This is a genomic window from Palleronia salina, assembly GCF_900141995.1.
GTDB classification, from domain to species: domain Bacteria; phylum Pseudomonadota; class Alphaproteobacteria; order Rhodobacterales; family Rhodobacteraceae; genus Palleronia; species Palleronia salina.
This window is the reverse complement of the sequence record NZ_FQZA01000006.1, coordinates 33,813-55,581: the sequence shown is the minus strand read 5'-3', so window position 1 is coordinate 55,581 and position 21,769 is coordinate 33,813. Positions and strand designations below refer to the sequence as shown.

Annotated in this window: 23 protein-coding genes; 15 read left to right on the top strand and 8 right to left on the bottom strand. The window is 67.4% G+C overall.

The window, feature by feature from the left end; all coding sequences use genetic code 11:
- Nucleotides 1-7: 7 nt before the first annotated feature.
- Nucleotides 8-769 carry an NAD kinase gene (locus tag BUB76_RS10230; RefSeq protein WP_073128688.1) on the bottom strand — a complete coding sequence of 254 codons (762 nt, stop codon included), beginning with the start codon at nucleotides 767-769 and terminating at the stop codon, nucleotides 8-10.
- A 169-nt stretch (nucleotides 770-938) separates the two neighbouring features.
- Between BUB76_RS10230 and glyA the strand changes: the two genes are divergently transcribed.
- The 4 genes from glyA (at nucleotide 939) to BUB76_RS10210 (ending at nucleotide 3,926) form a co-directional block, all read left to right on the top strand.
- Nucleotides 939-2,234 (top strand): serine hydroxymethyltransferase, encoded by a 1,296-nt coding sequence (gene glyA / locus BUB76_RS10225; protein ID WP_073128687.1) that lies wholly within the window; start codon nucleotides 939-941, stop codon nucleotides 2,232-2,234.
- Nucleotides 2,231-2,980, top strand: coding sequence for an alpha/beta fold hydrolase (locus BUB76_RS10220; protein ID WP_073128686.1), 750 nt, complete (start codon nucleotides 2,231-2,233; stop codon nucleotides 2,978-2,980). Before glyA ends, BUB76_RS10220 begins: the two co-directional genes overlap by 4 nt.
- 227 nt (nucleotides 2,981-3,207) lie before the next feature.
- Nucleotides 3,208-3,480 carry a BrnA antitoxin family protein gene (locus BUB76_RS10215; protein ID WP_073128685.1) on the top strand — a complete coding sequence of 91 codons (273 nt, stop codon included), beginning with the start codon at nucleotides 3,208-3,210 and terminating at the stop codon, nucleotides 3,478-3,480.
- Between the two features lie 86 nt (nucleotides 3,481-3,566).
- Nucleotides 3,567-3,926: a hypothetical protein gene (locus BUB76_RS10210; RefSeq protein WP_073128684.1), complete on the top strand. Its 360-nt coding sequence runs from the start codon at nucleotides 3,567-3,569 to the stop codon at nucleotides 3,924-3,926.
- Nucleotides 3,927-4,082: 156 nt separating this feature from the next.
- Here BUB76_RS10210 and BUB76_RS10205 read toward each other — a convergent pair whose 3' ends face one another.
- The 3 genes from BUB76_RS10205 to lepA all read right to left on the bottom strand — a co-directional run bounded on the left by BUB76_RS10205 (nucleotide 4,083) and on the right by lepA (nucleotide 8,482).
- Entirely contained in the window at nucleotides 4,083-5,258 is a 1,176-nt protein-coding gene (locus BUB76_RS10205) for an IS5 family transposase (RefSeq protein ID WP_073128683.1), read from the bottom strand.
- Nucleotides 5,259-5,337: 79 nt separating this feature from the next.
- A complete protein-coding gene (locus BUB76_RS10200) occupies nucleotides 5,338-6,570 on the bottom strand; it encodes an AAA family ATPase (RefSeq protein ID WP_175550297.1) in 1,233 nt (410 codons plus the stop codon).
- A 109-nt stretch (nucleotides 6,571-6,679) separates the two neighbouring features.
- Nucleotides 6,680-8,482 (bottom strand): translation elongation factor 4, encoded by a 1,803-nt coding sequence (lepA, locus tag BUB76_RS10195; protein WP_073128681.1) that lies wholly within the window; start codon nucleotides 8,480-8,482, stop codon nucleotides 6,680-6,682.
- Nucleotides 8,483-8,518: 36 nt separating this feature from the next.
- Between lepA and BUB76_RS17665 the strand changes: the two genes are divergently transcribed.
- The 3 genes from BUB76_RS17665 (at nucleotide 8,519) to BUB76_RS10180 (ending at nucleotide 11,700) form a co-directional block, all read left to right on the top strand.
- The gene (locus BUB76_RS17665) at nucleotides 8,519-9,907 is read left to right on the top strand and encodes a hypothetical protein (RefSeq protein ID WP_139250842.1); all 1,389 of its coding nucleotides are present in this window, start codon (nucleotides 8,519-8,521) and stop codon (nucleotides 9,905-9,907) included.
- Between the two features lie 366 nt (nucleotides 9,908-10,273).
- On the top strand, nucleotides 10,274-11,047 hold the full coding sequence (locus BUB76_RS10185) for a 4-helix bundle domain-containing protein (protein WP_139250841.1): 774 nt from the start codon (nucleotides 10,274-10,276) through the stop codon (nucleotides 11,045-11,047).
- Entirely contained in the window at nucleotides 11,047-11,700 is a 654-nt protein-coding gene (locus tag BUB76_RS10180; RefSeq protein ID WP_214607531.1) for a Fe2+-dependent dioxygenase, read from the top strand. The genes BUB76_RS10185 and BUB76_RS10180 overlap by 1 nt, the downstream gene beginning before the upstream one ends.
- An 11-nt stretch (nucleotides 11,701-11,711) precedes the next feature.
- Here BUB76_RS10180 and BUB76_RS10175 read toward each other — a convergent pair whose 3' ends face one another.
- Nucleotides 11,712-11,906 (bottom strand): hypothetical protein, encoded by a 195-nt coding sequence (locus BUB76_RS10175; RefSeq protein WP_073128677.1) that lies wholly within the window; start codon nucleotides 11,904-11,906, stop codon nucleotides 11,712-11,714.
- 113 nt (nucleotides 11,907-12,019) lie between these two features.
- Between BUB76_RS10175 and BUB76_RS10170 the strand changes: the two genes are divergently transcribed.
- Together BUB76_RS10170 and BUB76_RS10165 are read left to right on the top strand one after the other, a co-directional pair.
- On the top strand, nucleotides 12,020-12,286 hold the full coding sequence (locus BUB76_RS10170; protein WP_236737897.1) for an acylphosphatase: 267 nt from the start codon (nucleotides 12,020-12,022) through the stop codon (nucleotides 12,284-12,286).
- Between the two features lie 111 nt (nucleotides 12,287-12,397).
- On the top strand, nucleotides 12,398-12,697 hold the full coding sequence (locus tag BUB76_RS10165) for a hypothetical protein (RefSeq protein WP_073128675.1): 300 nt from the start codon (nucleotides 12,398-12,400) through the stop codon (nucleotides 12,695-12,697).
- On the opposite strand, the gene BUB76_RS10160 is transcribed toward BUB76_RS10165, so the two are convergent.
- Nucleotides 12,685-13,131, bottom strand: a complete 447-nt coding sequence (locus BUB76_RS10160) for a low molecular weight protein-tyrosine-phosphatase (protein ID WP_073128674.1) — start codon at nucleotides 13,129-13,131, stop codon at nucleotides 12,685-12,687. The genes BUB76_RS10165 and BUB76_RS10160 overlap by 13 nt on opposite strands.
- A 101-nt stretch (nucleotides 13,132-13,232) precedes the next feature.
- Here BUB76_RS10160 and BUB76_RS10155 point away from each other — a divergent pair, with 101 nt between their 5' ends.
- The 3 genes from BUB76_RS10155 (at nucleotide 13,233) to BUB76_RS10145 (ending at nucleotide 15,753) form a co-directional block, all read left to right on the top strand.
- Complete coding sequence (locus BUB76_RS10155) at nucleotides 13,233-13,922, top strand: NAD-dependent deacylase (RefSeq protein WP_073128673.1); 690 nt, start codon at nucleotides 13,233-13,235, stop codon at nucleotides 13,920-13,922.
- Between the two features lie 96 nt (nucleotides 13,923-14,018).
- Nucleotides 14,019-15,146: a DcaP family trimeric outer membrane transporter gene (locus BUB76_RS10150; protein WP_084140622.1), complete on the top strand. Its 1,128-nt coding sequence runs from the start codon at nucleotides 14,019-14,021 to the stop codon at nucleotides 15,144-15,146.
- 85 nt (nucleotides 15,147-15,231) lie between these two features.
- The gene (locus BUB76_RS10145; RefSeq protein WP_073128672.1) at nucleotides 15,232-15,753 is read left to right on the top strand and encodes a GNAT family N-acetyltransferase; all 522 of its coding nucleotides are present in this window, start codon (nucleotides 15,232-15,234) and stop codon (nucleotides 15,751-15,753) included.
- Nucleotides 15,754-15,823: 70 nt separating this feature from the next.
- Here the strand turns inward: BUB76_RS10145 and rpmB are convergent, their stop codons facing one another.
- The gene (gene rpmB / locus BUB76_RS10140; RefSeq protein ID WP_073128671.1) at nucleotides 15,824-16,111 is read right to left on the bottom strand and encodes a 50S ribosomal protein L28; all 288 of its coding nucleotides are present in this window, start codon (nucleotides 16,109-16,111) and stop codon (nucleotides 15,824-15,826) included.
- 141 nt (nucleotides 16,112-16,252) lie between these two features.
- Entirely contained in the window at nucleotides 16,253-17,245 is a 993-nt protein-coding gene (gene meaB / locus BUB76_RS10135) for a methylmalonyl Co-A mutase-associated GTPase MeaB (protein ID WP_073128670.1), read from the bottom strand.
- A gap of 134 nt (nucleotides 17,246-17,379) precedes the next feature.
- On the opposite strand from meaB, the gene hrpB reads away from it, so the two are divergent.
- From hrpB to BUB76_RS10120, 3 genes are all read left to right on the top strand, one after another.
- The gene (gene hrpB, locus BUB76_RS10130; RefSeq protein ID WP_073128669.1) at nucleotides 17,380-19,764 is read left to right on the top strand and encodes an ATP-dependent helicase HrpB; all 2,385 of its coding nucleotides are present in this window, start codon (nucleotides 17,380-17,382) and stop codon (nucleotides 19,762-19,764) included.
- Between the two features lie 10 nt (nucleotides 19,765-19,774).
- Nucleotides 19,775-19,993, top strand: coding sequence for a hypothetical protein (locus BUB76_RS10125; protein ID WP_073128668.1), 219 nt, complete (start codon nucleotides 19,775-19,777; stop codon nucleotides 19,991-19,993).
- Between the two features lie 82 nt (nucleotides 19,994-20,075).
- Nucleotides 20,076-21,728: a BCCT family transporter gene (locus tag BUB76_RS10120; protein WP_073128667.1), complete on the top strand. Its 1,653-nt coding sequence runs from the start codon at nucleotides 20,076-20,078 to the stop codon at nucleotides 21,726-21,728.
- Nucleotides 21,729-21,769: the final 41 nt, after the last annotated feature.

Here is a 21,769-nt window from a genome sequence, read left to right as displayed (position 1 = left end):
TTCGACCTCAGGTGAACTGCTCCTGAAGCAGACGCTCCTCCAGCCCGTGACCGGGGTCGAACAGGATCGTGTGGACCACGCTGGGCTCGGACCGGACCGTCACCGACAGCACGTCGCGCACCGACCGGCCGTCGGCATCGGCCATCACGGGACGCTTTTCTTCTTCCAGCACGTCGAAGCGCACGGTCGCGTTCTTGGGCAACAGCGCCCCGCGCCAGCGGCGCGGCCGGAACGCGGCCATCGCGGTCAGCGCCAGCACGTCCGCACCGATGGGCAGGATCGGGCCGTTCGCGCTGTAGTTATACGCGGTGGACCCGGCGGGGGTCGCCACCATGGCACCGTCGCAGACCAGCTCGGACATGCGCACCTTGTCGTCGACGCTGATGCGCAGCTTGGCCGCCTGCGGTCCCGCCCGGAGCAGCGAGACCTCGTTGATCGCCAGCGCCTCGTGCATGGTGCCGCCATGACAGGTTGCATGCATGGACAGCGGATTGATCGTTTCGACCTCGGCGGCGGCCAGGCGCGCGGGCAGATCGTCCTCGCCGAACTCGTTCATCAGGAAACCGATGGTGCCGCAGTTCATGCCATAGGTCGGCGCCGAAAGCTTCTCGGTCTCGTGCAGGGTGCGCAGCATGTGCCCGTCCCCGCCCAACGCGACGATCACGTCGGCCTCGTGGATCTCGCACTGGCCATACCGGTCGGTCAGCCGCGCCAGCGCGTCCTGCGCCTGCGCGACGCTGCTGGCGACGAAGGCGATCTTGTCGTACATGGCCGGCCCTTTCGCCGCTGCATCCAGCGGCAACCTGCCGGGGCCGGGCCCGATTGACAAGCGCGATGCCGCGACGGATCGCGCCATCGTCGCAAACGGTCTTTTGCGGGGGGCTGCGATGGGCTAAACCGCGCCCAACCCCGTCAATCGCGCCGAAAGGATTGCCGCCATGAACGCCCCCCACCGCGACGAAGGCTTCTTCACCAAGTCCATCGGCGAGACCGATCCCGAGCTCGCCCGCGCCATGGACCAGGAGCTGGGCCGCCAGCGCCACGAGATCGAGCTGATCGCGTCCGAGAACATCGTCAGCCGCGCGGTGATGGAGGCGCAGGGCAGCGTCCTGACCAACAAGTACGCCGAAGGCTATCCCGGTCGTCGCTACTATGGCGGGTGCCAGTTCGTGGACATCGCCGAGAACCTGGCGATCGACCGGGCCTGCAAGCTGTTCAACTGCGGCTTCGCCAACGTGCAGCCCAACTCGGGCAGCCAGGCCAACCAGGGCGTCTTCAGCGCGCTGCTGCAGCCCGGCGACACGATCCTGGGGATGAGCCTCGACGCGGGCGGCCACCTGACCCACGGCGCACGTCCCAACCAGTCGGGCAAGTGGTTCAACGCCGTGCAATACGGCGTGCGCCGCGAGGACCTGACGCTGGACTACGACCAGGTGCAGCAGCTCGCGACCGAGCATCAGCCCAAGATGATCATCGCCGGCGGCTCGGCCATTCCGCGGATCATCGACTTCGCCCGGATGCGCGAGATCGCCGACAGCGTGGGCGCCTACCTGCTGGTGGACATGGCGCATTTCGCGGGGCTGGTGGCCTCGGGCGACTATCCCTCGCCCTTCCCCCACGCGCATGTCGCGACCACCACCACCCACAAGACCCTGCGCGGCCCGCGCGGCGGCATGATCCTGACCGATGACGAGGCGCTGGCGAAGAAGTTCAACTCGGCCATCTTCCCCGGCATCCAGGGCGGTCCGCTGATGCACGTGATCGCCGCCAAGGCCGTCGCCTTCGGCGAAGCGCTCCTGCCCGGCTTCAAGACCTACCAGGGTCAGGTGATCCGGAACGCGCAGGCGCTGGCCGACCAGCTGATCAAGGGCGGCTTGGACATCGTGACCGGCGGCACCGACACGCATGTCATGCTGGTCGACCTGCGCCCCAAGGGCGTGAAGGGCAACGCCACCGAAAAGGCGCTCGGCCGCGCGCACATCACCTGCAACAAGAACGGCATCCCCTTCGACGACGAGAAGCCGACCATCACCAGCGGCATCCGCCTGGGCTCGCCCGCCGGGACCACCCGCGGCTTCGGCGAGCCGGAATTCCGCCAGATCGCCGACTGGATCGTGCGGGTCGTGGACGGGCTGGCCGCCAATGGCGAGGACGGCAATGGCGCGGTCGAAGCGGCGGTGAAGGACGAGGTCGAGGCGCTGTGCCAGCGCTTCCCGATCTATCCCGACCTGTGAAGCTCGAGACCCGGACGGAAGGCGCGGGCGGCACGCCCTTGCTGATCGCGCACGGGCTATACGGCTCGGCGCGGAACTGGGGGGTGATCGCCAAGCGGCTTTCGGACCGGGGACAGGTCACCGCGGTGGACATGCGCAACCACGGCGGGTCGGGCTGGGACGCGGATCACGCGTACCCCGCCCTGGCCGACGACCTGGCGGAAACCATTGAAGATCAATGGGATGTGCTGGGGCACTCCATGGGCGGCAAGGCGGCGATGGCGCTGGCGCTGCGGCACCCCGAGAAGGTGCGGCGGCTGGTCGTGGCGGACATCGCGCCGGTGGGGTACGCGCATAGCCAGCAGCAGTATATCGACGCGATGCGGGCGCTGGATTTGAGCGGAGTCGAGAGCCGGCGGGACGCGGATCAGCGGTTCCGGGCGCTGGTGCCCGAGGACGGGATCCGCGCGTTTCTCCTGCAATCCCTTGATATCGCTGAGAAAAAATGGCGGCTGAACCTGGACGTGCTGGAGGCCGAGATGCCGAAGATCGTGGGCTGGCCCGACGACCTGGAGGGCACGTTCGAGCGGCCGGTGCTGTTCCTGTCGGGGGGCGACAGCGACTATGTCCAGGACGCCCATCGCGCTGATATCAGGGCGTTTTTCCCCAAGGCGCGGTTCGCCAAGATCCCCGGAACCGGGCACTGGCTGCACGCGGAAAAGCCGCGCGAGGTCGAGGCGAGCGTGCGGGCCTTCCTCGACGCCTGATCCGTCGGACCGGCGTGCACCGCGCGTCCCCGGCCCGTGCAGCCCGCGTGCACCGGCCGTGCGCCGCGGGGCCTGCCCCGTCGGCCCCGCGTCGGCCAGGGGGCACATGGCGTGCACCGGACGGCACCGCGCGTACACCGGGCGTCGGACCGGCGCGGCCTGCGCACGCAGCGCTCACCCGCTGGCAAGCACGGCGCGGCAGGCTGTCCGCAACCGGAGGCCCGCCCATGAAGAACTACGATCCCACGTCGACCTTCGAGGCGCTGATGGCCGACCTGAAGGATATCCGCGAGGAGATCATCGAGCCCAAGCGCCTGCCCGCCGAGCCGCCGGGCTGGGTCGAGATCGCCACCGACAACCGCCCCGGCAAGACCCGCGTCACCATCCGCCTGGACAGCGACGTGGCCCGCTGGTTCCGCGACATGGGGCCGGGCTGGCAGACGCGGCTGAACGCGGTGCTGCGGATGTTCTACGACTACCGATCGCGCCGTCCGAAGTGACGGGGGCCGACCGGGCGGGGCGATCCGCCGCGGGACCCCTGCCCCGCCCCGGCCGTTGAGCGACCGACGCAACCGGAGGCCCGCCCATGTTCACCCCCCGCAACATCCTGATCGCCGCCCTTGCCGGTGTGCTGGGCTGCATCGCCAATGCGCTGGCCATCGTGGCCCTGAATGCCGAGGCGGCGCTGATGCCGCTGATCCTGTCGGCGGGGCGCGAATTCTGGTCGGTGGTCTTCGCCCTGGCGCTGATCCCGATCTTCGCGCGGCTGAGCGGCGCGGCGGCATGGATCACCGGGTTCGTGGTGCTGGAGGCGCTGGCGTCGCTGTCGGCGAAGCTCATCTGGGGCGCGGGCGCGCCATGGAGCTTCGTGCTGACGGTGAACGGGGTCTATGCGGTTGTGGCTGTGGGGGTGTATGGGGTTGGGAGGGAGCGCGTAGCGGGGTGAACCGCTCGCCGACAGTCAATCCGTCAACACTGCACTATTAGCAGGCTGCGGAAAAAGCAGTGGGCGAGGGACGGTTTCCTGATCCCTGGGCCGTCTGGCCGGTTCGTTCGTGCAGTTTGGCCTGCCGGTCGAGTCGGCTGAGCGGCCCTGTCGCCATCACCCTGCGAGTAGGCGTGGCAGCCTTGCGAGGTTGTTGGCGGCCATCGTCAGGATGAAGCGGGATCGGACGCGTTCGAGTCCGCGGTAGGCGGTCTGGGCCATGCCGCCGACGGTCTTGGCCCAGCCGAACGGCTCCTCGATGCGCTTGCGATGCTTCTGGGACAGTGCGTAGCCCGCGTGGCGGGTGGTGCGCCCGTCGATGGCCGAATGGCGGGCCTTCTGCGCCACGTGGGGTGTGACGCAGGCCTGTCGGAGGTCACGGACGAAGTCGGCGCTGTCGTATCCCTTGTCGGCGCCCAATGTCAGGCGCCGCGTCGAGCCGGGCGAGTGGTCGTGGATCATGCCGAGCGCTGCGCGGCGTTCGGCATGGCCGTCGGCCTGCGTCAGGTCGCCTTGGACCACCAGGCCCGAGCGGTTCTCCATCAGCGCATGCCCCATGAAGCACAACATGGCCCCCGTGCCCGCCGACTTGCGGTAGAGCCGCGCGTCCGGGTCGGTCGTGGACGCATGCGTCGCGTTCGAGCGCTTCGTGCCGCGGAAGTCGACCTCGGCGTTGCGGCTGGTGCGGTGGGGCTGGGACATCGGGTCGGTCTCGGACTTGGCAGGGGATTGGTCGGCATCGGCGGGGGCTGCATCCTGAGGCGGGTCGCCTGAACTACCGTCCCCGCCCGGCGGCTCGTTTCCGCGCTTCGGCTGGAAGCTCTTCATCGAGGCCCAAGCCTTCACCAGCGTGCCGTCGACTGAGAAGTGCTCGTCCGAAAGCAAGTGCGCTACCTCGCGATGCGTGAGGATCGCCGCCATCACCTTGCGCGACATCTCCGTCGTCAGCAGCCGGTCACGGTTCTTCGTGAACACCGTCGGGACCCAGACCGGGTCATCGATGCCGAGCCCCACGAACCAGCGGAACAGCAGGTTGTAGTCCATCTGCTCCATCAGCTGCCGCTCGGAGCGGACCGAGTAGAGGATCTGTAACAGGCTCGCCCGGATCAGCCGCTCGGGCGGGATCGAGGGCCGGCCATGGGCGGCGTAGAGCCCCGCGAACTCCCCGTCCAAGCTCGCCAGCGCGTCGTTCACCACCCGCCGGATCGCCCGAAGCGGATGACCCACCGGCACGCGCTCCTCCAGGTCGACATAGCTGAACAGCGATCCCGTCGCCCGATCCGTCCCGCGCATCACAACCCCCGCCGTCACCACGGCGAAAGTGAATCACGTCCCAAGAAGCACGTCGAGGTCGGGGTTTTTCAGCAGCCTGTTAGTCCTTCATCGAAATCGTACCATCTTTTTCGATAACGACGCAGGCCCTGATCGCCATTCTGATTTTTGCATTAGAAATGCGATATGTCGGGGAGTTTGGATTAGGAACAATAATCCGGCCATCGCCATCGGAAAGTCGATTTTTCATGATATGGCTAACCCCAAGCCCGCTTCGACCCGAAACGGTATCAGGAAAATTCTTCTCGATTATCGACTCGACGTCATTGTGCGAGAAATTTTCCGATTGAATTTGACCAAGTGAGAAAATTACTTGATCAACTCTTTGAATATCTTTCTTTTTCTTGTTCATCAACGGTCTGATCTGGTCCTTAACGGCCGCAAGAGAATCAGAGAGCCATGCATCAGTTCCGAGCTTGACCACCCGATTCGAAACCGCGCCCTCTTCAACCGCGAAATTTGCAATCTCCAGTGCAAGCGCATGAACTTGCTCAGCCACTCTGTCCGACAAAAACAAAATCTTATCTAGTGTTTTCTGTTCGGATTCAATTCTCAAACCGAGAAATTCCTTGAAACCTCTCTGTAATAGTTTTTTAGCTTCCTGAGGCGTCATTCGGCCAACTTCCGGAAGGGTTCTCATCCGGTTAGTTAAGGTGTTAACATCGCCATGCCTCGCAATGATCTCGCGAAGGTCGCCGGGCGTACCGACAATCAACATTCGAACCTCATATGCTGCATACCTTTCGTTATCGACACGAATAATACAGTCAGCGAGTTTACGTAGCTCGTCCTCAGAGTGAGCAATTTGCTCAAGGTTATCGAAAACGACAAAAGCCTGACGATCGCCAGCAAGAGTTCGAATGGACCTTAAAAGCCTTTCGAACACCCGAACATCTAGTAATTCGCTTTCTGATGAGACCTCCGCCGCTGCCGTAAACACATATCTTAACCCAACCCCTTTCTTCCTCGTGCGCTTTTTTTTGATGTCAGTAGGCTCTGATATGTAGGCCTCCTCCAAGGCTACATCAAAGCCCTCTGAACGAGCTGTATTTAAATCAACAACGCAGAAAAATACATCTCTACTTGAAAAGAACTCCTTGTAAAGCCAGCTCTTTCCATTTCCACTCTCGCCATAAATGAGGATAGCATGGCTCGTGCCAAGCGCAGACTCGAATCGACCTTCGATCTCCCTCCGCGACACATACATATCACGATTAACCACCGCATTCCGGGGTGTAAAAACATCAGAAGGCTTCAAGTCATATTTAGGCACTATATTTCTCATCCATGGCTATCTGAAAAAAAAATCACTGCAACCGGGTGCCGCTGCGCGCCTTGCTGCGCAAGACTCTTTCGCGCACGCGCACTGAAAAAGGACAGCCTTAGCTGTCCATTTTCAGTGCGTTGATAAACGCTTCCTGCGGGATCTCGACCTTCCCGAACTGGCGCATCTTCTTCTTGCCGGCCTTCTGCTTCTCCAGCAGCTTCTTCTTCCGGGTCGCGTCGCCGCCATAGCACTTGGCGGTCACGTCCTTGCGCATGGCCGACAAGGTCTCGCGCGCGATGACGCGGCCGCCGATGGCCGCCTGGATCGGGATCTTGAACATGTGGCGGGGGATGAGCTCTTTCAGCTTCTCGCACATGGCGCGGCCGCGGCCCTCGACCCGGTCCTGGTGGACCATCATCGACAGGGCGTCCACCGGCTCGTCGTTCACCAGGATCTGCATCTTCACCAGCTTGTCGGCGCGGTAGCCGATCATCTGGTAATCGAAGCTGGCGTAACCTTTCGTTACCGATTTCAGGCGATCGTAGAAGTCGAACACCACCTCGTTCAGGGGCAGGTCATAGACCACCATGGCGCGGGTGCCCGCGTAGGTCAGGTCGAGCTGGATGCCGCGCCGGTCCTGGCAGAGCTTCAGCACGTCGCCCAGGTACTCGTCCGGGACCAGGACGGTGGCCTTGATGCGCGGCTCTTCCACCCGGTCGATGGTGCCGGGATCGGGGAAGTCGGCGGGGTTGTGCAGCTCGGTCATCTGACCGTCGCGGGTGTAGATGTGGTAGATCACCGACGGCGCGGTGGTGATGAGGTCGATATCGTATTCGCGCTCGAGCCGGTCGCGGATCACCTCGAGGTGCAGCAGCCCCAGGAAGCCGCACCGGAAGCCGAAGCCCAGCGCGGCCGAGGTCTCCATCTCGTAGGTGAAGGAGGCGTCGTTGAGCGCGAGCTTCTCGATCGCGTCGCGCATGTCGTCGAAATCGTTGGTGTCCACGGGGAAGAGCCCGCAGAAGACCACCGGGACCGACGGCTTGAAGCCCGGCAGCGCCTCGGGCGTGGGGTGCTTCTCGGTCGTGATGGTGTCGCCGACGCGGGTGTCGCTGACCTGCTTGATCGAGGCGTTGAGATAGCCGATCTCGCCCGGGCCCAGCTCCTTCACGGCGGTCATGGCGGGGCGGTAGATGCCCACGTCGTCCACGTCGTAGGTGCCGCCGGTCTTCATCATGCGGATGCGGTCGCCCTTCTTCAGGACGCCGTCGATGATGCGGACGATACAGATGACGCCCAGGTACTGGTCGTACTTGCTGTCCACCAGCATGGCCTTGAGCGGCTTGTCGCGGTCGCCCCCGTGGGGCGGCGGCAGGCGGGTGACGATGGCTTCCAGGACATCCGGAATGCCGACGCCGGTCTTGGCCGAGATCTCGACCGCGTCATGCGCCTCGATCCCGATCACGTCCTCGATCTGCTCGCGCACGCGGTCGGGCTCGGCGGCCGGAAGGTCGACCTTGTTGAGGACCGGCACGATCTCGTGGTCGGCCTCGATGGCGGTATAGACATTGGCGAGCGTCTGCGCCTCGACCCCTTGCGAGGCGTCGACGACCAGCAGCGAGCCCTCGACCGCCTTCATCGAGCGGCTGACCTCGTAGGCGAAGTCCACGTGGCCGGGCGTGTCGATGAGGTTCAGGACGTAGGTGTGGCCGTCCTTGGCGGGATACTCGATCCGCACGGTGTTGGCCTTGATGGTGATGCCGCGCTCGCGCTCGATATCCATGGCGTCGAGCAGCTGGTCCTTCATGTCGCGCTCGGCCACGGTGCCGGTCAGCTGGATCAGCCGGTCGGCGAGCGTCGACTTGCCGTGGTCGATATGGGCCACGATGGAGAAATTGCGGATATATTTGAGCTCGGTCATGGGCTGAGGATATGGGGCGATTTCGGGCGGTTGTCCATGGCCCGCGGCTGCGGCACGGTGCGGGCGCGCGGAGGGTGGTGGATGCCGGAGTTCGGGGACTGGGACGCCTACGAGGCGTGGCTGCGGGAGCAGCCGCGCGAGGTGGTGGTGGCGATGGCCGCGCGGTCGGCGTTGCGGTCATTACCTACGCTATTCACATCTTTTCAGTCTTCAGAAATGGGCGTCTCACTTTGCAGCCTTCGCGCGATCTTGGCCGCATCAGTCGCGGCAATAATACCGAATCGGGAAACAAGAATTGCCGCTGACTCGTCGGCGGAAGCACATGTCGAACAAACCGACCTGACGGGCGCTGCAAGGGCCGCAGCGGAAGCCGCCGCTCAAGCCGGAGATTCAGGGTCTGCCATAACTTCTACTGATGCTGCCGAGGCCGCCTTCAAGGCTGCTAGCTACACAGCCCATTCTGCAGATAAGTCGGTCGTATATCTTGGACACTACGCTGAATTATCGACCGCCGAGACCGCCTCGCTCCACGCGCTTTCCGCTGACAGTCGGGATGTATCCAGTGTGTTGATCCTCATAACGCGCCCGCTCTGGCCGGAGGGATTGGGCTTCGATGGAATATATCCCAACCAAATTCACCGCGCGGCCGAGGCGAACCCGGTCTGGTCCTTCTGGGCGCGGTGGTATGACGGGTTCCTGCAGGGCGCGCCGCTGGACTGGGAGTTGCAGACGCAGATCGCGCTGATCCCGGACGAGGCGTGGCAGAAGGCCGAGGGCGAGACGTGGCAGCAGGTGGCCGAGCGGATCACGAGGATCATCGCGGACATTGAGCGCGAATTCTACAGGATGCGGCTTGAGACGGCTCTGAGGCAGGTCGAGCGGCTGAAGCGACAATCGAGATTGAAGTCCATAGTCGCCAAAGGTCTTGCCAGACAGATCCAGACGGCACTGGACGAGTATCGGCGGACAGTATGCAATGCGCTACCAGGCGCTCTTGAGCCGCTTGACCGGCTTCCGGGGCTTTTGGATCAGACGGCAGGAACATTGCTCAATGAACGGCCAGGCGATGAGATCGCGGAATTGGTCGTGGCAATGGCGGATACGATTGGCGAGTTGAATCGTCGGCTCACCGCTGTGCATCAGGAACTTGCAACTCGCCCAGAGAAAGCATCGGCAGCAACCCTTGTCCGGGAAGGCGCGTATCGTTCGGTTGGAGCGGGCATCGCGGCTTTCGGTGGCGTTGCCTTGGGGACGTTGTTCGCGCCGGATACGTGGGGCTATATACTTTCGGCCATGGGCGAATTGGTCGGACCGTCGCAGGCTGAGCAGATCGGGGCTTTAGGCGATTGCTACGACTCGTTGATCGGCCCCGACGCGATCTATCCGCCAGAGCTTTGGGCGCCGCCGGATTACTCGGAGACCTGAGCGCGGCGGACGCCGTGGCGCGTTCAAGGGGAGCGCCTTGCCCCACCCTACCCCCGCCGCAGGCGCCTGGCGATCATCGGGCCGCCGATGGGCCGCGCCAAGCGCACACCGTGTCGGGGCCATGTGCCTGGCCGCCATGAAGCGCCCGGGCGGCACGGCGGATCGCCGGCCTCGGCCCGCCGACCACCCCGGCTCGAGGGGCCAGCGCAGCCCATGGCCGCATGTCCTTCTCACTCGGAGCGAAGCGTCCTGCGCAGGCAAAGCCATCCCGCCCGTCCGAATACCTGACAAAATTACTTTGACTCCCCGGCGCGGCGGGCGTAGCAGCGATTTACCGACTAAATTTGTCAGGAATCGGAGAACGACATGAGTGACGGGGAACGCGGCGGGGTTCGCATGGTGATTGGACGGCGCAGCCTTCTGGCGGGCGCGGGGCTTGGCGGCGTGGCGATGCTGGCCGCGCGGCCGGGCTTTGCCCAGGGCAGCGGCGAAGGCGGTGAGGGTGGCGAAGGCGGCGAGCGCGGCGCCATGCCCGGACCCAGCGACGCGGCGCAGCTGCTGCTGGCGCTGGGGCTGATCGAGGGGCACCTGACCGCGGGCGCCGCCGTCCGGGCCGAGGGCGAGACCGAGATCGCCATGACCCACATGAAGCACCCCGAGGACGAGATCTATTCCGACCTGGTTCCGCAGCTCGAGGCCGCGGGCGCCGAGGGTTTCGCCGCGGAATTGCAAGCGCTGACCGCCGCCGTGCAGGACGGTGGCGACGTCGAGGCCGCCCGCGACGCGGCCCAGGCCAAGATCGAGGCCGCGCGCGACGCCGCCGACGCGACCCAGGCCGACCGCGTGCGCGCCATCGCCGCGCTGACCCGCGTGGCCGCCGACGAATACGATATCGGCATCGCCGCGGACGGGTCGATCTCGAACCTGCACGAGTACCAGGACGCCTGGGGCTTCATCCAGGTGGCGAACCGCATGGCCGAACGGCTGGAGCCGGGCGAGACCCGCGACAAGGTCGTGGCGGCGCTGGCCCCCACGGCGGACGTGTTCCCGGCCATCCTGCCCCAGGGCACGGTCGAGGGCAGCGCCGACGTGCTCTACGGCGCGGCGGCACGGATCGATTTCGCAATCCCGGCCACCTGATGATCCTGATCGAGGATATCTTCGACCGCCACGGCCTTGCCGCGCTGCGCGAGGCCGCCGCCGCCCTGCCCTTCGAGGACGGGGCGGCGAGCGCGGGCCGCCTGGCGCGGCAGGTCAAGCGCAACGCCCAGGCGGGCCCCGGCCCGGCGCGCGACGCGGTCGTGGCGCAGGTCGAGGCGGCGCTGCTGCGCCACCCGGTCTTCGCCGCCGCCGCGCGGCCCAAGGCCTTCGCGCGCATCCTGATCTCGCGCTACGGGCCGGGGCAGGCCTACGGCGCCCATGTGGACGACGCGCTGATGCAGGGGGCGCGGACGGACCTGTCCTTCACGCTGGCCCTGACCCCGCCCGAGGACTACGAGGGCGGCGCGCTGGTGATCCAGGACCGCGTGGAATCGCGCGGGTTCCGACTGAACGCCGGGGAACTGGTGTTGTATCCCTCCGACACCCTGCACGAGGTGCAACCGGTCACGACCGGCGAACGGATGGCCATCGTCGGCTGGGTCACGAGCTGGATCCGCTCGCCACAGCACCGCGACATCCTGTTCGACCTCGACACGGCCATCGCCGCCGAGGAGACGGGTGCGGGCGACCGCGAACAGCTGTCGCGGCTGGCGCGCACACGGTCGAACCTGTTGCGCCTGTGGGCCGAGTAGGCCCCCGCGCCTCAGAAATTGCCGCGGAACACCGTGCGGGTGTGGTCCTGCTCGGCCAGGCTTTTCAGCGTGGCGCGCCCGTCCTCGGTCAGCGCGCCGTCGCGGGTCAGCCAGCCGCGGCGCATCGCGGTATCGCGGGGATCCGTGTCGGGCCGCCCCACGTGGCGCGCGAAGGCCATGAGGCGGGTCATATCGTCTGTCTGCATGATGCATGGTCCGGGGTTGCGTAACCCATCACATAAGGCCGCCCGACCCCGCGGCCAGCGTCGGATCCGCACACGGCTTGATGCCCGGCGCGCCATTCGCCATGCTGCGGCCCATGGCGGTACGGACGATCATCAGCGGACGGGTCCAGGGCGTGGGGTTCCGCGCCTTCACCCGCGACGCGGCGCGGTCGCGCGACCTGCGCGGCTGGGTGCGCAACCGCGACGACGGCACGGTCGAGGCCCACGTGGAAGGCCCCGACCGCGAGATCGAGTCGCTGCTGACCGAACTGGGGCGCGGCCCCACCTTCGGATCCGTCTCGTCGGTCGAGACCGAGGACGTGGATGACACCGGTGCCACGGGCTTCGAAATCCGGCGCTGAGCCGCAACAATTCCGTTCAGGCCCGCGCGGTTTTCTGCTAGGTTATCCACATGGCAAAAAGTCGGACGACCCGGGGCCAACCAGGGCGACCGCGTAACTAGGGCAGAGATCATGAAAAAAATCGCATTCCTCGCGGCGGCAGCCGCATTCGCCGGCGGCATGGCGCAGGCCGGCCCCATCGAACGGGCCTGCCTGCAATCGGACCGGCAGGCCGCGAACCGCGCCCTGTGCGGCTGCATCCAGCAGGTCGCCAACGTCACGCTCGACCGCCGCGACCAGCGCATGGCCGCGCGGTTCTTCAAGGATCCGCACCAGGCGCAGGTGGTCCGGCAGTCGGACAACCCGCGGCACGAGACGTTCTGGAAGCGCTACAGGTCCTTCGGCGCCAGCGCCGAGACCTACTGCAGCTGAGCGACGACGCCGTCGCAGGCCCGCTCGATCAGCCTGAGCGCGCCGTCGAAATCCTTGGTATAATAGGGATCGGGCACCTCTTCGGTGCCCGTTTCCGCGTAAGGGGCCAGCAGGCGCACGGGCGTCGCGTGGCCCGCCGGGCGCTGCGCCTCGATATCGCGCAGGTTTGCGGGGTCGGCCGCCAGGATCAGGTCGAACGCATCGAAATCGGCCGGCGTGAACTGGCGCGCGCGCAGCGGCGTCAGGTCATAGCCCGCCTTGGCCGCCGCGCGGATCATCGGCGGGTGCGGCGGGTCGCCCACGTGCCAGTCGCCGGTGCCCGCGCTGTCCACCTGCCCCGCGATGCCCGCCGCGTCGAGCTTGGCGCGCAGCACCGCCTCGGCCGTGGGCGAGCGGCAGATATTGCCGAGACAGACGATCAGGATCCGGGTCATCGGTGAGCCCCCGGGGCCGTTCCGGTCGGGGTCGAAGCTGTTTTCATCCGGTTCGTCCTTTCGCTACCACGCTTGCAGAGGAGACTAGCGGAGGAGCGGCCATGGAAAAGATCGTGGTTCTGAGCGGCGCGGGACTGTCCGCCGAAAGCGGCCTTGGCACCTTCCGCGACGAGGGGGGTGTCTGGACGCAATACGACCTGAATGACGTCGCGACACCCGAGGGGTTCGCGCGGGATCCCGCCAGGGTCCACGAATTTTACAATGCGCGGCGGGCCAACGCGGCGGGAGCCGAGCCCAACGCGGCGCATCACGCGCTGGCGCGGCTGAAGGCCGAGCGGCCGGACACGTTGCTCGTGACGCAGAACGTGGACAGCCTGCTGGACCGGGCGGGCGCGGCGGATGTGCTGCACATGCACGGCCGTCTGGACCGCGCGCGGTGCAACGCCTGCGGGGCGACCTGGGACGCGCCCAAGGTCATGGACATGCTGGATCATTGCGCCGAATGCGGCAAGCAGGCGATCCGACCCGACGTGGTCTGGTTCGGCGAGATGCCGCACGGTCTGGACCGGATCGAGGACGCGCTTTCGCAGGCCGACCTGTTCGTCGCGATCGGCACCTCGGGCACCGTCTATCCCGCCGCCGGTTTCGTCGATGTCGCACGTTCCCGCGACATTCCGACGCATGAGCTGAACCTCGCACCGTCGGGCGGGGTTTTCGACACAGGACAATACGGAAAAGCCACCGAAGTCGTTCCCGCATGGGTTGATGAACTGCTGAACGCCGCGCGCTGAACACCCGCGCCGGCGGGTGGCCTGTCGCAGCCTCGGGGACGTGAGGATCAAGGCCGATCCGGTTGTCCCAACGAGGACCGACAGGAAGGACAGTCCATGAAAAATCTCTCCCCGTTGCTGATCGCCCCTGCGCTGATCATGGGAGGCACCCTGCCCGCCCTTGCACAGAGCGACGCCCAGCGTATCGCCGCATTGGAAAACCGCGTGGCCGAGCTGGAAAACCGGGACGAGCCGCTGAGTTTCGGCAGTTCGAACACCACCGTCGACGTCTATGGCTACATCAAGGCCGATTTCATCTATGATTTCGGGGCCGAGCTGGGCAACACCACCTTCGGGCTGGTGGGGCTCGACGGCACGCAGAGCGGCGATTTCTTCAACGCCACCGTGAACCAGACGCGCCTGGGCTTCCGCAGCACGACGCCCACGTCCTTCGGCGAGCTGGGCACCCAGGTCGAGATCGACTTCTACGGCGCCGCGGGCGCGTTCAGCACCGGCGGGGCCGAGCCGCGGCTGCGCCACGCCAACATCACGCTGAACGGCTGGCGGATCGGTAAATACTGGACGACCTTCATGCCGCTGTCGTCCTACCCGATCACGCTGGACTTCCAGGGCGTCGCGGGCATCCCCTTCGCCCGGCAGGAGATGATCCAGTACACCCACGAATTCGGCAACAACATCGTGGGCCAGGTCGCGCTGGAAGAGCATAACGGCAATAGCGACGATCCGGTGCTCATCGCCGCGCTGGCCTACGACACCGACCCGCTGCTGCTGCGCATGTCGGCCATCGGCGGCACCGTCAACGACGGGCTGGGCGGCGACGAGGACATGTGGGGCGTGAACCTGTCGACCACGGCACAGCTGTGGGACGGCGCGACGCTGGACGCGTCCTACACCACCGGCTCGGCCCTGGCGCCCTACATGGTGTTCCTGGGCGACGCGGTGGACGGCGCGGGTGACGCCATCGACACCCAGGCGGCCTATATCGGCCTGGCGCAGGAGGTCGGCGAGAACTGGACCTTCCGCGGCATCTATGGCTGGCGCGACATCGACAGCGGCGCGGTGGGCGACACCGAGACGCTGGAGTCCGTTCACCTGAACGCGCAGTACCAGGTCGCCGAAAGCACCACGCTGGGCGTGGAGTATTTCCACGGCACCCGCGACACCTTCGGTGGGGGCAGCTACGACGTTGACCGGATCCAGACCTCGATCCAGTTCAGCTTCTAGCGGCCGACAGACAGGCGGGGCTTTGATGTCCCTTTGTCCCGCCTGGTATGGCGCGTGGTCGCGGCCTCGTGCTAGGCCGCGCGTCATGCCCAACACGATCACAACGCGCGCCGCGCAGCGCTCCGACATCGACGCGATCGCGCGGATCGACCGAAGCGGCCTGTCCACCGGGCGGGCCAGCTTCCGCGACACCCCCCATGACGCCCGGAGTTTCGCCGCCTTCGACCCGCCCGCGGGCCTGGCCCTGCTGGGCCTGGTGGACGGCGAGGCGCGCGGCTGGGCGGGCGTGTCCCGCACGTCGCCGCGCGCGGTCTATGCCGGCGTGGGCGAGATCTCGGTCTACGTGGAGGCGGGCTTTCGCGGCGCGGGCCTTGGCGCTCGCCTGATCGCCGACACGGTGGCGGCGAGCGAGCCGGCCGGCTTCTGGACCCTCGTGGCGCAGTGTTTCGCCGAGAACGCCGCATCCATCGCCGCGCTGGAGCGCGCGGGCTTTGTCCGTCTTGGGCTGCGTGAACGGCTCGGGCGGATGACCTACGGGCCCCGCGCGGGACAGTGGTGCGACGTGATGATGATGGAGCGCCGGTCATCCACCGTCGGGCTGGACTGAGCGGGTCGGCACACGCGAAAAGACCCCGCCGCAAGCGACGGGGCCTTCATGCAGAGCAAAACGCGGGCGATCAGGCGGTGGCCTGGGCCTTCGCGATCTCTTTCTTGATCTTCAGGGCGTTGGGCGACAGGTCCGTTTCCTTCGCCTTGGCCATGAAGCCGTCGAGCCCGCCGCGGTGATCCACGGTGCGCAGCGCCGAGGCCGAGATGCGCAGCTTGAAGGTGCGGCCCAGCGTTTCGGACATGAGCGACACGTCGTTCAGGTTGGGCAGGAAGCGGCGCTTCGTCTTGTTGTTGGCGTGGCTGACATTGTTGCCAACCATGGGACCTTTGCCGGTCAGTTCGCACACGCGCGACATGATCTTATCCTCGTCTGGTCGTGTCCGAGCCGGGCCACGAGGGGCCGGCCGGCGGACGGAATCTGTGAAGTCAGGCGCGGATAAGCAATCGCGCCGCGCGCGTCAAGCGGCAAAGGGCAATACGGTCCGCGCGGCGCCGCGTCAGTCGGGCCGGTCGCCACCGAAGAGCAGCGCCAGCATCCGGTCCGCCGCCGCCGAGGGCGCCGCGTCGCCCGCCGCCACCGCCGCGCCGAGCTTTTCCATGCGCGCGCGCGTCTCGGGGTCGGACCCCAGGTGGCGCAGGATGCCGTGGCGCACCGCGTCGTCGAACCAGTGGCGGTTCTGCCGCGCGCGGGTCTGGTCGAACTGCCCGCTGGCACGGCGATGCGCGACGAGCGCGCGCATCTCGTCCCAGGCGGTGGCGATCCCGTCGCCGGTGACCGCCGACACGGTCAGCGCCTTGGGAAAATCCTCGGGGTCGCCGGGGCGCTTGCGGAAGAGCCGCAGCGCGCCCGCGTAATCGGCGCAGGTGCGGCCGGCCTGGGCCTTCATCTCGCCATCGGCCTTGTTGACCAGGATCAGGTCCGCGATCTCCATGATCCCGCGCTTCACGCCCTGCAGCTCGTCCCCGCCGCCGGGCGCCAGCAGCAGCGTGAAGATGTCGGTCATCTGCGCGACCAGAGTTTCGGACTGCCCCACGCCCACGGTTTCCACGATGACCACGTCGAAGCCCGCGGCCTCGGCCAGCGCGATGACCTCGCGCGTGCGGCGGGCCACGCCGCCCAGCTCGGTCTGGCTGGGGCTGGGGCGGATGAAGGCGTTGGGGTCGCGGCTGAGCTGCTCCATCCGGGTCTTGTCGCCCAGGATCGAACCGCCCGAGCGGGCCGAGCTGGGATCGACGGCAAGCACCGCGACCCGCAGCCCCTGCCCCGTGAGCATGAGGCCGAACGCCTCGGTGAAGGTGGACTTGCCCACCCCGGGCGTGCCCGACAGCCCGATGCGGATGGCCTGCCTCTCGGGGTCGGTCACGGCGTCCAGAAGCCGCGTGGCCTGCGCACGGTGGTCGGCGCGGCCGCTTTCCACCAGCGTGATCGCGCGGGCGAGCGCGCGGCGGTCGCCGTCCCTGATGCCGGTGATGAGCCTGTCGAGATCCATGGCCGCGATCTGGACCGAAGGGGGTCGCGATGTCCAGACGGGGGCGCGGGCCGTCGGCGTCGCGATCCAGGTATTTTTGGAAAGATGAAGCCGGGGGCGTGGCGCGGGGGGGCCGGGCCGCGCTATGGGGAGCCATGGAATTGCCCATCGACGAGGTGCTGGACGAGTTGCGGGCCGCGCTGGACGCGCGCGGCCGGGTCGTGCTCCAGGCCCCGCCGGGCGCGGGCAAGACCACCCGCGTGCCGCTGGCGTTGCTGGACCGGGTCGCCGGGCGCATCGTCATGCTCGAGCCGCGGCGGCTGGCCGCCCGCGCGGCGGCGGAGCGGATGGCCGAGACCCTGGGCGAGCCGGTGGGGCAGACCGTGGGATACCGCATCCGGGGCGAGGCGAAGGTTGCGGACGCCACGCGCATCGAGGTGGTGACCGAGGGCATCCTGACCCGCCGGTTGCAGAACGATCCGGGCCTCGACGGCGTCGGGTGCGTGATCTTCGACGAATTCCACGAGCGATCCCTGAACGCCGACCTGGGATTGGCCCTGACATGGGAGGTGGCGCAGGCGCTGCGAGACGACCTGGCCATCGTGGTGATGTCGGCGACGCTGGACGCGGGGCCGGTGGCCGCGTTGCTGGACGCGCCGGTGGTGACCAGCGCGGGGCGCGCGTACCCGGTCGACACCGTCTGGCTGGACCGGCCGCGTCCGAAGGGGCAGCGCTTCGAGGCCGCGATGGCGGCGCTGATCGCGCGGGCCGTCGACGAGACCCAAGGCAGCGTGCTGTGTTTCCTGCCGGGCGAGGGCGAGATTCGGCGCGTCATGGCGCAGCTGGACCTGCCGGGCGTGGCGCTGCGCCCCCTGTATGGCGCCCTGCCCTTCGCCGAGCAGCGCGCGGCCATCGCGCCGTCGCCGGGGCGCAAGGTCGTGCTGGCCACCGCCATCGCCGAGACGTCTCTGACCATCGAGGATATCCGCGTGGTGGTGGACGGTGGGCTGGCCCGGCGCGCACGGTTCGACCCGGGCTCGGGCATGTCGCGGCTGGTGACCGAGCGGGTGAGCCGCGCCGAGGCGACACAGCGGGCCGGCCGCGCGGGGCGCGTGGCTCCGGGCGTGGCCTACCGGCTGTGGACCAGGGGCGAGGACGGCGCCCTGCCCGCCTTCGCCCCGCCCGAGATCGAGACCGCGGACCTGGCGCCCCTGGCGCTGGAGCTGGCGTTGTGGGGCGCGCGGGAAGCGGGCGAACTGCCCTTCCTCACCGCGCCGCCCGAGGGCGCCATGGCCGAGGCGCGGGCGCTGCTGGCCGACCTGGGTGCGCTGGCGGACGGGCAAATCACCGACCACGGCCGCGCGCTGGCCGCCATGCCGCTGCATCCGCGGCTTGCACATATGCTGCAATTGGCGGGGCCCGAGGCGGCGGAGCTGGCCGCTCTCTTGTCCGAACGCGACATCCTGCGGGATCGCGGGGTGGACCTGTCCTTGCGGCTGCGGGCGCTGGCCGACCCCGGCGGATTCGGGGTCGCGCGCGGGCCGGTGGCGCGGATCCGGGACGAGGCCAAGCGGTTGCGCCGGCTGGCGGGGCCCCGGGCCGATCTGGGAGTCGCGCAGCGGGCCGCGCTGGCCTATCCCGACCGCGTGGCGCTGCGCCGCCCGGGCGACGCGCCACGCTGGCTGTTGTCGGGCGGCAAGGGGGTGAAGATGGCCGAGGGCGACCCGCTGGCCGCTTCGCGCCTGCTGGTGGTCACCGACACGGACGGCCACCCGCGCGAGGCGATGGTGCGCCAGGCGATCGCGATCAGCGAGGCCGAGCTGCGCGGGGTGCTGGGCGACCGCATCCGGTGGGTCGATATCTGCGAATGGTCCCGTCGCGAGGGGCGCGTGGTGGCCCGCCGGCAGGAGCGGCTGGGCGCCATCGCGCTGGACGACCGGACCCGGCCCGATGCGCCGCCCGACGCGGTGGCCCGGGCGATGCTGGACGGGGTGCGCCAGCTGGGGCTGGCCCCCTCGCCCGCCGCGCGGCGGTTCCTGGCGCGGGTGCGGCTGCTGGCATTGTTCGACACGGGCGAGGACGCGCTGCTGGAAAGCGCCGAGGAATGGCTGCTGCCCTACCTGCAAGGGGTGCGCAGCGCCGATGAGTGGAAGCGGTTCGACCTTCTGCCCGCCCTGCGCGCGCGGCTGGACTGGGACGCGCAGCAACGCCTGGACGCCGAGGCGCCCGGCCATATCGTCACGCCGCTGGGCCGCAAGCTGGCCGTGGATTACGGCGGCGACGCGCCCGAGGTCGCGGTGCGAGTGCAGGAGCTGTTCGGCATGACCGCCCACCCCACCGTGGCGGGCCAGCCGCTGAAGCTGACGCTGCTGTCGCCCGCGGGCCGGCCGGTGCAGGTGACGGACGACTTGCCGGGCTTCTGGGACGGCAGCTATGAGGATGTGCGCAAGGACATGCGCGCGCGCTATCCCAAGCACCCCTGGCCCGAGGACCCGCGCGCCGCCGACCCGACCCTGCGCGCCAAGCGCCGGGCCAAGTGAAGGAGACACCATGAGCCTGTTGGAAGAGCTGGCCGACAAGCTGGCGCAGGAGGCCCTGCACGTGGCCGAGACGACCGGCGACGAGACCGCGATCGATCGCGTGGCCGAAGCGATCGGCGCATCTTCGACCACCATGGAAGAGGCCTACCTGACCGCGGTGCGCGTGCGCCGCGCCGAAGCGCGGGCACGGGCCCTGCTGGCCGAGCTGAAACGCGACGCCGGACCGTAATTCACGATTCCGGTGAACCTCTTGGCGGCCCCCCGGTTGAGGACCGATGGGGACACCCCCCGGTTGCCACGGAGGACGGCGGATGGACAGCAGGATCAAGCAGGACTCGCTTTGGATCTTCCCGAGGGTGAACCGGTCGGTCTTCGTGGCCTCGGCCGTCCTGATCCTCGGCTTCATCGTCTTCGGCGCCCTGTTCAACGACCTTGCGAAGTCGATCTTCACCGGCGCGCAGACGGTGCTGGCAAGCAACCTGGGATGGCTGCTGATCATCGAGGTCAACCTGCTGCTGATCTTCGTGATCTTCCTGGCGCTGGGGCCCTTCGGTGACATCCGGCTGGGCAAGATGGACGAGGCGCCGGAATACGGGCTGCTGTCGTGGACGGCGATGCTGTTCTCGGCCGGGATCGGCATCGGCCTGATCTACTGGGGCGTGGCCGAGCCCATGTTCCACTACTTCTCGCCGCCCATGGGCGAGGCCGAGACGGTGGAAAGCGCCAAGCAGGCCATGACCCTGAGCTTCATGCACTGGGGCTTTCACGCCTGGGCGATCTATGCCGTCATCGCGCTGGCGCTGGCCTATTTCCACTATCGCCAGGGGCTGCCTCTGACCATCCGGTCGTCGCTCTACCCGTTGCTGGGCGAGCGCATCTACGGCCGCTGGGGCGACCTGGTGGATGTCCTTGCGGTGTTCGGCACCATGTTCGGGATCGTCACGTCGCTGGGCCTTGGCGCGATCCAGATCAATTCGGGGCTGGAGCGGGTCTTCGGCCTGCCCGAATCCGCCTTCGTTCAGGTCATCATCATCGCGTTCATCACCGCGGCGGCGACGGCATCGGTGCTGGCGGGGCTGGATGGCGGGATCAAGCGGCTGTCGAACCTGAACATCTTCCTGAGCTTCCTGATGCTGGCCTTCATGGTGGTGGTCGGACCAACGCTGTTCATCTTCGACAGCTTCGTCGAGAACTACGGCAACTCCGTGAATTCGCTGATCGACCTGGGCACCTGGGCCGAGGGCTGGGGCGATGGAACCTGGCAGAACAGCTGGACGATCTTCTATTGGGCGTGGTGGGTCAGCTGGGCCCCCTTCGTGGGGGTGTTCATCGCGCGGATCAGCCGCGGCCGGACGATCCGCGAATTCCTGCTGGGCATCATGCTGATCCCCTGCTCGATCATGTTCTTCTGGTTCACCGCCTTCGGCGGCACGGCGATCCGCATGTCGCTGGCGGGCGAGACACGGCTGGTCGAGGCCACGCAGGAGAACTACGCGCAGACCATGTTCGAGCTGCTGACGTTCTTCCCGTTCTCGGGCTTCATGTCGGTCTTCGCGGTGGTGCTGATCGTGCTGTGGTTCGTCACCTCGTCGGACTCGGGGTCCTTCGTGATCGACATGCTGACGGCGGGCGGGGATCCCGATCCGCCCAAGATCCAGCGCGTGTTCTGGGCCGTGAGCGAGGGCGCGGTGGCGTCGGTGCTGCTGGTCATGGGCGGGCTCGACGCGTTGCAGGCGGCGGCCGTCATCGCGGGCTTCCCCTTCGCCGCGGTGATCGCGATCGTCGCGGTGGGTCTGTGGCGGGCGCTGCGTTGGGACAGCCTGATGGTGCATCGCCACAAGCAGCGCTATCGCAACGACCGCGAGGCCGATCACAACATGCCCGACCAGCCCCATTCCGCCGAGTTGGACGACATCGGCAAGGCCGAACCTTCGATGAAAGGCGAGCGCGCGCCCGCCGAGTGAGGGTGGCGCTGTCCGCCGACCGGATCACCGGATGGAAGAAC

Excerpts from the sequence above, each read along its gene's own strand:
- glyA (WP_073128687.1), top strand. The coding sequence starts at position 939 with ATGAACGCCCCCCACCGCGACGAAGGCTTCTTCACCAAGTCCATCGGC.
- BUB76_RS10180 (WP_214607531.1), top strand. The coding sequence starts at position 11,047 with ATGATCCTGATCGAGGATATCTTCGACCGCCACGGCCTTGCCGCGCTG.
- BUB76_RS10210 (WP_073128684.1), top strand. The coding sequence starts at position 3,567 with ATGTTCACCCCCCGCAACATCCTGATCGCCGCCCTTGCCGGTGTGCTG.
- BUB76_RS10185 (WP_139250841.1), top strand. The coding sequence starts at position 10,274 with ATGAGTGACGGGGAACGCGGCGGGGTTCGCATGGTGATTGGACGGCGC.
- BUB76_RS10230 (WP_073128688.1), bottom strand. The coding sequence starts at position 769 with ATGTACGACAAGATCGCCTTCGTCGCCAGCAGCGTCGCGCAGGCGCAG.
- BUB76_RS10160 (WP_073128674.1), bottom strand. The coding sequence starts at position 13,131 with ATGACCCGGATCCTGATCGTCTGTCTCGGCAATATCTGCCGCTCGCCC.
- BUB76_RS10155 (WP_073128673.1), top strand. The coding sequence starts at position 13,233 with ATGGAAAAGATCGTGGTTCTGAGCGGCGCGGGACTGTCCGCCGAAAGC.
- BUB76_RS17665 (WP_139250842.1), top strand. The coding sequence starts at position 8,519 with ATGGCCCGCGGCTGCGGCACGGTGCGGGCGCGCGGAGGGTGGTGGATG.
- BUB76_RS10125 (WP_073128668.1), top strand. The coding sequence starts at position 19,775 with ATGAGCCTGTTGGAAGAGCTGGCCGACAAGCTGGCGCAGGAGGCCCTG.
- BUB76_RS10145 (WP_073128672.1), top strand. The coding sequence starts at position 15,232 with ATGCCCAACACGATCACAACGCGCGCCGCGCAGCGCTCCGACATCGAC.
- BUB76_RS10170 (WP_236737897.1), top strand. The coding sequence starts at position 12,020 with ATGGCGGTACGGACGATCATCAGCGGACGGGTCCAGGGCGTGGGGTTC.
- hrpB (WP_073128669.1), top strand. The coding sequence starts at position 17,380 with ATGGAATTGCCCATCGACGAGGTGCTGGACGAGTTGCGGGCCGCGCTG.
- BUB76_RS10120 (WP_073128667.1), top strand. The coding sequence starts at position 20,076 with ATGGACAGCAGGATCAAGCAGGACTCGCTTTGGATCTTCCCGAGGGTG.
- lepA (WP_073128681.1), bottom strand. The coding sequence starts at position 8,482 with ATGACCGAGCTCAAATATATCCGCAATTTCTCCATCGTGGCCCATATC.
- BUB76_RS10150 (WP_084140622.1), top strand. The coding sequence starts at position 14,019 with ATGAAAAATCTCTCCCCGTTGCTGATCGCCCCTGCGCTGATCATGGGA.
- BUB76_RS10215 (WP_073128685.1), top strand. The coding sequence starts at position 3,208 with ATGAAGAACTACGATCCCACGTCGACCTTCGAGGCGCTGATGGCCGAC.
- BUB76_RS10175 (WP_073128677.1), bottom strand. The coding sequence starts at position 11,906 with ATGCAGACAGACGATATGACCCGCCTCATGGCCTTCGCGCGCCACGTG.
- meaB (WP_073128670.1), bottom strand. The coding sequence starts at position 17,245 with ATGGATCTCGACAGGCTCATCACCGGCATCAGGGACGGCGACCGCCGC.
- BUB76_RS10205 (WP_073128683.1), bottom strand. The coding sequence starts at position 5,258 with ATGCGCGGGACGGATCGGGCGACGGGATCGCTGTTCAGCTATGTCGAC.
- BUB76_RS10165 (WP_073128675.1), top strand. The coding sequence starts at position 12,398 with ATGAAAAAAATCGCATTCCTCGCGGCGGCAGCCGCATTCGCCGGCGGC.
- rpmB (WP_073128671.1), bottom strand. The coding sequence starts at position 16,111 with ATGTCGCGCGTGTGCGAACTGACCGGCAAAGGTCCCATGGTTGGCAAC.